General features: G+C 74.8%; 7 protein-coding genes and 1 pseudogene. 2 read left to right on the top strand and 6 right to left on the bottom strand.

The annotated features are described in order from the left end of the window. Nucleotides 1-118 precede the first annotated feature (118 nt). The 5 genes and pseudogenes from L3K22_RS16780 to L3K22_RS13120 all read right to left on the bottom strand — a co-directional run. Nucleotides 119-433, bottom strand: a pseudogene (locus tag L3K22_RS16780) (DDE-type integrase/transposase/recombinase); the annotation flags it as partial. A 212-nt stretch (nt 434-645) separates the two neighbouring features. Next, nucleotides 646-954 (bottom strand): transposase, encoded by a 309-nt coding sequence (locus tag L3K22_RS13105; protein ID WP_263311763.1) that lies wholly within the window; start codon nt 952-954, stop codon nt 646-648. Nucleotides 955-1,084: 130 nt separating this feature from the next. After that, nucleotides 1,085-2,863 (bottom strand): metallophosphoesterase family protein, encoded by a 1,779-nt coding sequence (locus tag L3K22_RS13110; RefSeq protein ID WP_263311764.1) that lies wholly within the window; start codon nt 2,861-2,863, stop codon nt 1,085-1,087. 4 nt (nt 2,864-2,867) lie between these two features. After that, nucleotides 2,868-3,137: a DUF3107 domain-containing protein gene (locus L3K22_RS13115; RefSeq protein WP_444542277.1), complete on the bottom strand. Its 270-nt coding sequence runs from the start codon at nt 3,135-3,137 to the stop codon at nt 2,868-2,870. Between the two features lie 86 nt (nt 3,138-3,223). After that, nucleotides 3,224-3,886 (bottom strand): TetR/AcrR family transcriptional regulator, encoded by a 663-nt coding sequence (locus L3K22_RS13120; RefSeq protein ID WP_263311765.1) that lies wholly within the window; start codon nt 3,884-3,886, stop codon nt 3,224-3,226. Between the two features lie 116 nt (nt 3,887-4,002). Here L3K22_RS13120 and L3K22_RS13125 point away from each other — a divergent pair, with 116 nt between their 5' ends. Further along, entirely contained in the window at nt 4,003-7,272 is a 3,270-nt protein-coding gene (locus L3K22_RS13125) for a UrvD/REP family ATP-dependent DNA helicase (protein WP_263311766.1), read from the top strand. Then, nucleotides 7,269-10,730, top strand: a complete 3,462-nt coding sequence (locus L3K22_RS13130; protein ID WP_263311767.1) for an ATP-dependent helicase — start codon at nt 7,269-7,271, stop codon at nt 10,728-10,730. Before L3K22_RS13125 ends, L3K22_RS13130 begins: the two co-directional genes overlap by 4 nt. A gap of 91 nt (nt 10,731-10,821) precedes the next feature. On the opposite strand, the gene L3K22_RS13135 is transcribed toward L3K22_RS13130, so the two are convergent. After that, entirely contained in the window at nt 10,822-11,814 is a 993-nt protein-coding gene (locus L3K22_RS13135; protein ID WP_263311768.1) for a phosphotransferase, read from the bottom strand. Nucleotides 11,815-11,824: the final 10 nt, after the last annotated feature.

Below are 11,824 nucleotides of genomic sequence, written 5' to 3' on the forward strand. Positions count from 1 at the left end.
TCTCCAGCTGAGGTGTTCGCCGAGCAGCTACAGTCACTCGAGCAAGAGGGTGTTGCATCCACCGATTGAATCCACCCTGGGACCCGCAGTCCGAGTGCACGATGCATCCGGCGGCATCGCGCCGACGCGATACCGCGTTGTCCAGGGCGCTCACCGCAAGGCGGGCCTTCATCCGGTCGCTGATCGAGTAGCCGACGATGCGGCCGGAGAACACGTCCTTGATCGCGCAGAGGTAGAGCTTGCCCTCATCGGTCCAGTGCTCCGTAATATCGGTCAGCCACAGTTCGTTGACGTCATCGGCGGAGAAGTCGCGCTTGACCAGGTCGTCGTGGACCGGTGGTCCGGGACGCTTCCCGTTCTTGCCGCGCTTCTTGCCGAAGGCGGACCACCACTGGTTGTCCCGGCAAATCTTCCACGCGGTCCGCTCACACATCACCTCGCCGGCCTCCGCGGCCTCGTCGACCAGGAACCAGTACCCGTACTCGGGGTCGTCGACGTGGGCGTCCAGCAGGGCGTTGGCACGGTAAGCCTCGATCAGCTCGGCCTGGGTGACCTGTTGTTTCCGCCAGCGGTAGTAGGGTTGACGGGAGAGCTTGAGGACCCGCAGGGACACCGCGACGGGGATGCCGTCGGCGGCGAGCTCGCTCACGAGCGGGTAGAGCTTTTTCCCGGCAGGTTCGCCTGGGAGAGGTAGGCAGCGGCGCGGCGGAGGACCTCGTTCTCCTGCTGAAGCAGCCGGGTCTGCTTGCGCGCCTCACACAGCTCGGCCGATTCCTCCCGGCTCTTGCCGGGCCGGTTGCCATCGTTGATATCGGCTTGGCGGATCCATTTGTGCAGCGTCATCTCGTGGACGCCGAAGTCCTTCGCGATCTGCGCGATGGTGATGCCGTCCTCGCGGGACCGGGCCACTCGCACGACATCGTCGCGGAACTCCTGGGGGTAGGGAGCGGGCATGGTGCACATCCTTCCAGGCCGTCCAGTGGGCAAGCCAGATCAGATGTCACCTATCCATGCGGCAGTCCCTACGGCCGATTCAGGGTGATTCGAAGCCGCTCTAGGTCGTGTCACGTCGTCGGTCCGGTTCCTACCCCTCGCCGCCGTCGCTCGCGCCCGGCGCGGGGCTCACCGGGTCGGTGGGCGTGACGCGATCCTCGTCCGGCAGGCCCTCGCCGGGGGCGACCTCCTGCTCCGGCGGGACCGTGCCGTCGGGGGTCTCGGCGCCCTCGGGCACCTCGAGCTCGGCGTCCTCCTGCGGCATCTGGGAGCGGTGGATCGAGACGGAGACCAGGCCCAGCCCACCCATGGTGATGTCGTCGTAGGCGACGAGGCGGCCGGTCTCGCGGTCGAAGTAGAGCATCCGGGCGGTGAGGTCCAGCGGGTCCTCGCCCTGCAGCACCGGGGCGACGCCTCCGGAGGCGAGGGCACCGCCGGTGGAACCGGCCGTCAGCCAATCGGTGCCCGAGCCCTCCCGGTCCAGCTCGACCTTCGAGGTGTGCATATGGCCGGAGAGCACCAGCGGGGCACGGCCCAGGAGGCCGTCGGGCTGGGTCGGGTCGTGCAGCAGTGCCAGGTCGACGGGGTCCTCGGGATGGGCCTCGTCGTGCGCCTCGATCGTGTCGCCGAGCTGGAAGGCGCTCGCGGCGACCGCGTCCTTGCCCTCCTGCCAGCCGCTGCCGATGTCGGAGTCGTCGTCGGCCGCAAAGCGGGGATCGCCGATCCCGGCGATCGTCAGGCCCGCCACCTCGACCACCTCGTTGTCGACCACGGTGGCATTCGGCTGCTCCTCGATGGTGGCTGCGGCCGCGGCGCCGTCGTGGTTGCCGCTGATGTACACGTAGGGGACGTCCAGCGTGCCGATCGTGTTCAGCAGCTCGTTCTCGACCGGGGTGCCCCAGGAGACGATGTCGCCGGTGTCGATCACGGCGTCGATCGCGAACTGCGTGTGCAGCTGCTCGATCACGTCGTAGGCCTGCGGGTTGTCGTGGATGTCGGAGACGTGCAGCACCGTGACCAGGTTCTCCTGGTCCAGGCCCACGGGCAGGCTGTCCGCCGCGATGTACAGCGCCGAGACCTGTCCCACGAACTCCGCGAGGGTGTCGCGATAGCTCGCGTAGTCCTGCGCGGTCGCCTCGCCGAGGTCCGCGATGTACGCGGCCTGGGAGAGCAGCCCGTCGAAGCGGGGCTGGGTCAGGGCGGCGGGGGAGAAGGTCACCGCCGTCGCGCCGACGGAGACGCCGACCAGCGCGACGGCGCTGCCGCCCGCGACCAGGGAACGGCGCACCCGGCGGAAGGTGAGGCCGACGGCGAGACCCGCACCGACGGCCGCGAACAGGGCGTTCATCGCCGCATTGCGCGCCGCGGCCGCGGTGATCGCCTCCGGGGCGCTGTTCTGCAGCTCGGCGAAGCCAGTGTCGGAGTAGAAGAGCGCCTCGGCCTTCTCGACGTCGACGCCCTTGACCCGCGCCTCGATCGACACCGGCGCGGCGTGGGTGTCGAAGGAGACCTCGCCGATCGGCGGGAGCAGCAGCACCGTGTCCGAGGAGAGGGAGGGGCGCACGTGCACCGAGGCGGTCAGCGGGCCGACCTCGACCTTCGAGTCCGGCACCAGCAGCAGCCCGAGCATCGCACCGAGCACCGCGACCAGGGCGGTGGCGGTCGCCTGCAGCGCCCGGGCACGGCGACGGCGCCGACGGCGGGCTCTCGCCTCGTCCGTCGGCGCCGACTGCGCGGGGTGCTCGTCCTCGCGGTCCTGCGCGGACCCGTCGGTCCCGATGGGGCCGGCGTCGTCCGGGGACCCGGTCCCACCCGCTGCTGCCGCTCCCGCGGCGTCGTCCGCGGGGTCCGGCTCCTCGGGGGTGGTCACGTCCTCAGCCGAGGAAGCCGACGCGGCGGGGCTCCTCGGTGGAGACCTCGGCGTAGGCGAGCTTCGCACCGGGGATCAGGACCTTCTTGCCCTTGCCGTCCACCAGGGTGACCGGGCTGCCGTCGGCGACCGCGGCGCCCAGGCGCTCGAGCACCGCCTCGGCGTTCTCGTCGGACTCGATCACGAGCTCGCGGGGGGAGTGCTGGATGCCGATGCGGATCTCCATGACCTGACCTTCCCTCCGCTCACGGGCGGAGACGGGAGTGCTGTTCACGGCGAGTCTACGTGCACCCCCGTGCGCTCCGGCGCGCGTACGCCGCGGGCGGAACCGCGCCCCGTCCACGAGGGGCGAACCGGTGCTCAGGGGCGGGGGGCGCCCTGCTCGCGTGCCGGGTCGTCGGCGTCCCCACGCTCGGCGCCGGTCTGCACCACCGGTGCGAAGCCCGTCAGGCCGTCGACCACCACGGCGGTCACGGTGCTGAGGATCTCGTCCCTCTCCTCGTCGTCGTCGGCGTCGTGGAGCTGCTGGGCGGTGGTCTGGGCGATGCCGATGATCCCGCGGCCGAGGATCCGGGCCTGTCTCGTGCTCAGCGCGCGATAGGAGAGCAGCACCCCAGCCAGCTCGATCGACATCTCGTCGAGGATCCGGGTGACCCTCTCCTTGACCTCGTCCGAGACGATCTCGTGGCCGGTGAACAGGCGCAGCGAGTTCTTCAGCGACATGAGCTCGTAGAAGCGGCGCAGGCCGAGCCGGACCCGGTCCTCGGCGTCGCCGCCGCGCCCGGCCATGTCGCGGACCTCGACGAGCATCGCCTCGCCGATCACGTCCAGCACCTCGACGTAGAGGGTCTCCTTGGAGCGGAAGTGCTGGTAGAGGACGGGCTTGGTGACCCCGGCGGCGGTGGCGATGTCGTCCATCGAAGTGGCCTGGTAGCCCTTCTCGGTGAACACCTCGGTGGCCAGGCGCAGCAGCTGCGAGCGACGCTGCTCGCGGGGCATCCGGGAGGTGGTGGGCGAGGACATGAGGTCAACCTCCGGAATCGGACATTAGGGACATCGGGTGATCCCGCACACTGTACCGCCGTCGGAGGCCGGTGCGGAGCATCCCGGACGTCAGGGCCATGGGGTCCAATGGTCCCATGCGACGTACAGGCACCATCACGGGGGAGGGCATCCGCCTGCTCGGACCCGATCTCGAGGCGCTGCCCGCGCTGCTGCCCGCCGCGCAGCTGGACCCGGGCCAGCGCCGCGCCCTGGACGCCGTCGCCGCCGGTCACCACGTGATCGTCCACGGCGGACCCGGCAGCGGGCGCACCGCCCTCGCGCTCGCCGCGGCCGACGCCACCGGGGAGGACGCCCTGCTGCTGGCGCCGCGCCGCCTCGCCGCCGGGCGCCTGCGCGACGCGCTCGCCGTCCACGGACAGGGCACCGCCCGCGCCATGACCCCGCCCGCCCTCGCCCATGCGATCGCCCGCGCCGACGCGCTGCGCCGAGGGCTGGGCGAGCCGACCCTGGTCACCGGCGCCGAGCAGGATGCCCTGCTCGCCGAGCTGATCGCCGAGCGCCCCTCCTGGCACCTGGACGTCGACCCCGGCGCACGCACCCTGCCCGGCTTCCGCACCGAGCTGCGCGACCTGATCACCCGCGCCGGGGAGCTCGGCCTCGGCCCCGCCGCGCTCGAGGAGCTCGGCCGCGAGCACGGCCGCCCCGCCTGGCGCGACGCCGCGGCGCTGCTGCGCGACTACCTCGGCGTGCTCGACCTCGAGGCCTCCGCCGCGCTCGACGCCGGCCCCCGCCTCGACTCCGGCGCGCTGGTGCGACGCGCCGCCGTGCTCCTGGCGGACCCGACCCTCCCCGCCCCCTTCCGCACCGTGGTGGTCGACGACGCCCAGGACCTCACCGCCGCCGGCATCGACCTCGTCGCCGCGCTCGCCACGGCCGGGGCGAAGGTGCTGGTGACCAGCTGCCCCGATGCGGCGGTGGACACCTTCCGCGGCGCCCTGCCCGATGCCGCCGCCCGGCTGCGCGAGGCCCTGCCCGGCGTGCCGCTCGAGATCACGCTGGACGGCGCGCACGGCGGCGAGGAGGGGCTCGTCGCCGTGGTCGACGCGCTGCGGGGCAGGCTCCCGCTCGCGGGCGCCCCGGCCGCGTCCCGTCGGCCCCGCGCCGAGCGACCGGGAGGGCTCGTGGCGCTGCGCGCCGCGGACCCGCTGGACGAGGCGCGGCTGATCGGCTCCGCCCTGCGCGACCTCCACCACCGCGAGGGCGTCGACTACGACGACATGGCCGTGGTGTGCCGCTCCGGCGCGGCCGTCGCCGACGTCGCCGATCTGCTCTCCCGCACCGGACTGCCCGTGCGGGTCCCGCGCCGCCCCCAGCCGCTGCGCGACGTCGCCGTGGTCGACGACCTGCTCACGATCCTCGAGCTCGGCCTCGCCCCGGCCGGCACCCTGCTCGAGGCCCGCGCCGCGACCGCGCTGCTGCGCGGCCCCTTCGGCGACGCCGACGACCTGCGCCTGCGCCGCATCCGCCGCCTGCTGCTGGCCGCCCATCGCGCGGAGGAGGCGAGCGCGGCAGGGGAGGACCCGACGGGACCGGGAGCGTCGGGGGAGAGCGGCGCGGAGGAGTCCGCGTCGGCCGAGGACCCCCCGAAGGACAGCACGGAGGATGCCCCCGCCCCGCCGGTCACGAGCGAGGAGCTGCTCGCCCGCGCCCTGGTCGAGTACGAGGTGCCCGGCCTTCCCGCCGCGGACGCCCGCGACCGCGCCGCCGCCCCCGTGCACCGCCTGCGCGACATGATCCGCGCCGTCCGGGAGCACCGCGAGGACGGCGCCGAGCAGGTGCTCTGGCACGCCTGGGACGCCTCCGGCCTCGCCGGCGGCTGGCGCCGCGCCGCCCTCGGCGACGCCGGGGACGTGGACGGCGCCCGCGCCCGGATGGCCGCGGCGAGGCTGGACGCGCTGCTGGAGCTGTTCGCCGCCGCCGAGCGCCTCACCGAGCGCCGCCCCGGCGCCGGAGCCCTCGACCTCGTCGAGCAGATCCGCGCCCAGGCCGTCGTCGAGGACACCCTCGCCCCGGCCGCCGCCGCCCGTGGCCGGATCGACGTGCTCACCCCCGCCCAGCTCGCCGGCGAGCACCGCGACACCGTCGTGCTCGCCCGCCTCCAGGAGGGCGCCTGGCCGGACCTGCGCCTGCGTTCGACCCTCTTCGGCGCCGCGGACCTCTCCCTGCTCGCCGGCCCCCGCGCCGCCGACCCCGCCCCGGGCCCCGAGGCGCTGCGCGCCCTGCAGCGCGAGCAGGTCCTCGCCGATGAGCTGCGCCTGGCCGTCAGCGCCCTCGCCCGCGCCCGGACCCGCGTGCTGCTCACCGCGATCGAGGGCGAGCAGGAGGAGCCCTCCGCCCTCTTCGACGTGCTCGAGGACGCGGCGGGGGAGCCGTGGATCGACCCCGAGGTGCTGCGCCGCGACCCGGGCCCCGCCCCCGACGCGCGCCGCCTCGTCGCCGCGCTGCGCCGTCGCCTGCACGAGGAGGACCCCGTCCGCTCCCGCGACGCGGCCCTCGCCCTGGAGGCCCTGGGCCGCGCCGGCGCCCCCGGCACCGACCCCGGCCGCTGGTATCACCAGCAGCCCAGCTCCACCGCACCGCTGCACGGCCCGGACGACCCGATCACCCTCTCGCCCTCCGCTCTCGAGCGCGCCGTGGACTGCCCCCAGTCCTGGCTGATGGAGCGCGCCGGCGGCACCCGCGCGGGCGGCCCCGCCCAGCTGCTCGGCACCGCGATCCACCACCTCGCCCAGATCCACCCCCGCGGCGAGGTCGATCTCCTGGACGAGCTGCACACCCTGCTGCGCGGCATGCCCGGCACCGACACCTGGTCCGGCCGCCGCCGCGTGCGCCACGCCGAGGACGCCGCCCGCCTGCTCACCGAGCACCTCCGCGTTGCCGGCGAGCCCCTCGCCGTCGAGGCGCCCTTCGAGGTGGCGCTGGACCGCGTCCGCCTGCGCGGCAGCATCGACCGGATCGAGGGCGATGCGACCGGGCTGCGGGTCGTGGACCTCAAGACCGGCCGCACCGCGAAGTCCGCCGCGAAGGCCGAGGAGGACCTGCAGCTGGCCGCCTACCAGGCCGCCGTGCGCGAGGGGGCGCTCGCCGAGCAGCTCGGGGAGGACGCCCCCGAGCGGTTGAACGGCGCCCAGCTCGTCTACGTCGGCACCGGCGGGAAGAAGGCCGCGGTGCGCACCCAGACCGCGCTGCCCCGCGCCGAGCACCCGCAGTGGTTCGACGAGCTGGTCCGTGACGTGGCCCGGGAGGTCTCCGGGGAGCATGTCACGGCGCGCCGCAACGCGCACTGCGACCACTGCGCGGTGCGCTCCAGCTGCCCGCTCCAGCCCGAAGGAGAGCAGCTGTGACCACCGACTCCGTCCATGTCTCCGCCCCCGGAGCTCCTGCCGCCCGGTATTCCGCCGCGCAGCTCGCGGCCCTGCTCGAGCAGCCTCCGCCCACCGCCGAGCAGACCTCCGTCATCGAGGCGCCGCTCGCGCCGATGCTGGTGGTCGCCGGCGCCGGCTCCGGGAAGACGGAGACCATGGCCTCCCGCGTGGTGTGGCTGATCGCCAACGGCATCGTCGAGCCGCGCCAGGTGCTGGGCCTGACCTTCACCCGCAAGGCCGCCCACGAGCTCGGCGAGCGGATCGGCGCCCGCCTCGCCACCCTCGCCGCGGCCCTCCGCGGCGCCGGGGAGGAGCTGCCGCCCGGCCTCGAGCGCGGCGGCGACGAGCTCGTCGGCCAGCGCCCCCTGGTCCACACCTACAACGGCTTCGCCCTGGACCTGGTGCGCGAGCACGCCCTCGCCGTCGGCATCGACCCGGACCTGACCATGATGTCCGCCTCCGCCTCCTGGCAGCTCGCCCACGAGATCGTCGAGGGCTGGGACGACTCCCTGGACCTCGAGGCCTCCCCGGCCACGCTCACCGCCGGGCTGCTCTCGCTGAGCTCCTCGCTCGCCGACCACCTCGTCACCCCCGAGCAGCTCGAGACGCATCTGCGCGAGATCCGCGACCACCTCTCCCAGATCCCGCTGCAGGTCGAGGGCAGGCGACGCACCACCCCGAAGGACGTCGCGAAGGTGATCGACCAGCTCGAGCAGCGCCTGGCCCTGATCCCGCTGCTGCGCCGCTTCGCCGAGATCCGCACCGCCGACTCCGCACTGGACTTCTCCGACCAGGTCTCCCTCGCCGCCCGCATCGCCCGCGAGGTCCCCGCCGCCGCGACCCTCGCCCGCCGCATGCACCGCGTGGTGCTGCTGGACGAGTTCCAGGACACCTCCGTCGCCCAGCTGCGCATGCTCACCGACCTCTTCGGCCCCGGCCATGCCGCCTGCGCCGTCGGCGACCCGCAGCAGGCGATCTACGGCTGGCGCGGCGCCTCGGCCGCCTCCCTCGCCGGCTTCGCCGACGCCTTCGCCACCGAGGAGCAGCCGGTCCTCCAGCGCACCCTGTCCACCTCCTGGCGCAACGACGAGGCCGTGCTCGCCGTCGCCAACCGCGTCGCCGCCCCCCTGCGCTCCGCCGGCGCCGGGATCGAGATCCCCGAGCTGCACCCCCGCCCCGGCGCGGGGGAGGGAGCCTGCGAGATCCTCGAGGCGGCCGACGAGCGGGCCGAGGCGAGGGCGATCGCGGACTGGATCCTCGCCCGTCGCGCCGAGGACGGACGCGACGCCGGGGACGGCGCCGGCCCCGCCGATGCCCCGCCCGCCTCCGCCGCGGTGCTCGTGCGCGCCCGCCGCCAGATCCCCGCCCTCGTCGCCGGGCTCGAGGAGAGGGGGCTGCCCGCCCAGGTCGTCGGCCTCGGCGGTCTGCTGCACCGCCCCGAGGTCGCCGACGTGCGTGCCCTGCTCGAATGCGCCCACGACCCCGGCCGCGGCGACGCCCTGATGCGCCTGCTCACCGGGCCGCGGATCCGGCTCGGCGCCCGCGACCTCGCCGTCCTCGGCCGCTGGCGGGACCGGATGGGGTCCCGTCGACGGGCCGGCGCGGGCGAGGCCGGGGCCGTCGGCGCCCGGGACGAGGCCGAGGAGGTCTCCCTCGTCGACGCGGTCGACGACCTGCCGCCCGCGGACTGGACCGACCCCTCAGGCCGCGCCCTCACCCCCGTCGGCCGGGAGCGGCTGCTGCACCTCCAGCAGATGCTGCGCGAGATGCGGCGCCTGCTCCCGCTGCCCCTGCCGGACCTGGTCACCGCCGCGATCCGGGTGCTCGAGGTGGACCTCGCGCTGCTGGAGACCGCCCCGGGCACCGGTGCGCTCGCCGACCTCGAGGCGTTCCGCGACCACGCCGCCTCCTTCGAGCGCACCGCCCGTCGCGGCGGCCTCGGCGCCTATCTCGACCTGCTCGAGATCAGCGAGGACGAGGAGGCCGGGCTCTCCGTCACCGCCGCACCCGAGCAGGCCCACGACCCCGCCGCCGTGACCATCGTGACCATGCACTCCGCCAAGGGCCTGGAGTGGGACCTGGTCGCCGTCGCCGGTCTCACCGAGGGCTCCGTCCCCTCCTACGACCTGCGCCGCGCCAAGGCCGACGAGACCGGGCGGGTGCGCGTGCCCGGCGACGGCTGGCTCGGCAAGCTCGCCGGCGCCTCCGTCCCCACCGCCCTGCGCGGCGATGCGGACACCCTGCCCGAGCTCGCCTGGGCCGAGGCCGACACCCAGGTCGACGCCGAGGGGATCATCCAGGAGTACCGCTTCGCGCAGGGCGAGGAGGCGCTGGCCGAGGACCGTCGCCTGATGTACGTCGCCGTCACCCGCGCCAGGCGCCGACTGCTGCTGACCTCCGCCGCCTGGCGCGAGGGGGTGCGCACCCCGCGGCCCCGCTCCCGCTATCTCACCGAGGCGGCGCCGCTGGTGCCCGAGGCGTTCCGCTCTGCGCAGGAGGTGCCGGAGGATAACCCGCTGGAGTCCGAGCGGCCCACCGCCACCTGGCCGCCCGCTCCGGGCGAGGCCGAGCAGGCCCGCGCCCGCGCCGCCGCCCGCCTCGCCGAGGTCGCCCGCGAGACCGCCGCCGCGTCGACGGACCTGGCCACCGACGACCCGGCGCCCGGTGGCCCGCAGCCCGACCGGACGGACCCGCCCGGTCCCGCGTCGGCCGCAGGGATCGAGGCGCCCGCGCTCGCCGACCCGGAGCTCGAGGAGCTCGTGCGACGTGCTCTCGCCGACCTCGCCCAGCACGCCGCCGCGCCCGCCGTGCACTCCCCGCCGCGGCTCTCCGCCTCCCAGGTGGTGGCGCAGGCCCGCGACCCGCAGGCCGCCGCGATCGAGCTGCTGCGCCCGCTGCCGCGCCGCCCCTCACCGGCCGCGGTGCGCGGCACCGCCTTCCACGCCTGGCTCGAGACCCGGTTCGAGAGCGCGACGCTGCTGGACCTCGAGGACCTCGCCGATCTCGAGGACCCGGAGGAGGAGCGCGCCCTCGCCGACGCCCGCGCCCTGCGCGAGGCCTTCGAGGCCTCCGACTGGGCGCACCGCAGCCCGATCGCTGTCGAGCAGCCGGTCACCACCCGGATCGGCGAGATCGGCGTGCGCGGCGTGATCGACGCGGTCTTCGCCGAGCCCGAGGGCGGCGACGGCACGGCAGGTCCCGACGGCACCGGCGGAGTGATCATCGTGGACTGGAAGACGGGCCGCATGCCCCGCCCCGCCCAGCTGCGCGAGCGCTCCCTGCAGCTCTCGCTCTACCGCCTGGCCTGGCACGAGCGGACCGGTCTGCCGCTCCGAAACATCCGCACGGCCTTCCACTTCGTGGCCGACGGGATCACCCAGGAGGTCACCGAGCACCCCTCCCGCGAACGGATCGCGGAGATGCTGTCGGGGGAGTGAAGCCGCGGGTGAGCTGGTGCCGCCACGGGCTCATGCCGCCCGGGTCGGCGGCCGCCGGGAGAATCGGGTCGGTGAAGGCGCTGAGCCCTGCTCAGGCCTCCGAGCGCGCGGCGTCGGCGGACCGCCCGCCGTCCTCGTTCGCGCTCATCTCGTCGTAGGCGCGCTCGGCCTCCTCGCGCGCGATCTGGGCGAGGTCCGCGTCGAGGTCGGCGATCATGCCGCGGGCGTCGGCGACGATGTCCTCGTCCTCGATCTCCAGGCCGTGCTCGAGCCACTCCGCGACCGCGAACTCGCCCAGCGCCTGCGCCCGCTCCATCAGCCGGGGATGGCTCGAGGTGGGCAGCTCCTCGCGATACGCGGCGTACAGGGAGTCGAACCGCTCCGGGTCCAGCGAGGAGATCAGCCAGGCCAGATCCGCCGCGGGATCGCCGACGATCGAGGAGGACCAGTCCCGCACGGCGCTGAGGCGCCGGCCCGAGACGAACAGGCTCTCCTCGGACAGGTCCCCGTGGATGAACTGGGGCGTGAAGTCCCACAGCTCCTGATCGGCCAGCAGCGCGTCCCACCGCTGCGCGACCGCGGCGGGCAGGTGCCCGGCGGCGTGGACCTTGTCGATCCGGGCACGGTGGCGGGCGTGCAGCACCTCCGGGGTGAAGGACTCCACCCCTGCGGACTCCGCCGCGTAGCGCGGCACGGTGTGGATCCGGGCGAGGACCTCGCCGAGGGAGCGGGCGAGCTCCTCGCTGTCCTGGAGGTCGTCGAGCATGAGCGGCCTGCCGACGGGGGCCTCGGTCACCGCGCTGCGCCCGCCCTCGGGGAGCTTGACGTAGCCGAGCACGGGCGGGATCACGGCCTTCAGCGGGGTCCCGGTGAGGGCATCGGCGACGCGCAGGTCGCGCTCGAGATGGATCCCGGCGGCCGTGGTGGCGGGGGAGTGGACCAGCACTCGGCGGCCGTCCTCCGCGACCACTCCGGCGACGTCGAGATCCTCGACCGGGGTGGCGATGGAGGAGGTCCGCACCGGGGCCAGCCCGGGGACCGCCGCCGCGGCGAGGGCAGCCATGGAGTAGGAGTTGCGATGCACGCGTCCACCG

This window comes from Brachybacterium atlanticum, from assembly GCF_025669985.1.
GTDB classification, from domain to species: Bacteria; Actinomycetota; Actinomycetes; order Actinomycetales; family Dermabacteraceae; genus Brachybacterium; species Brachybacterium conglomeratum.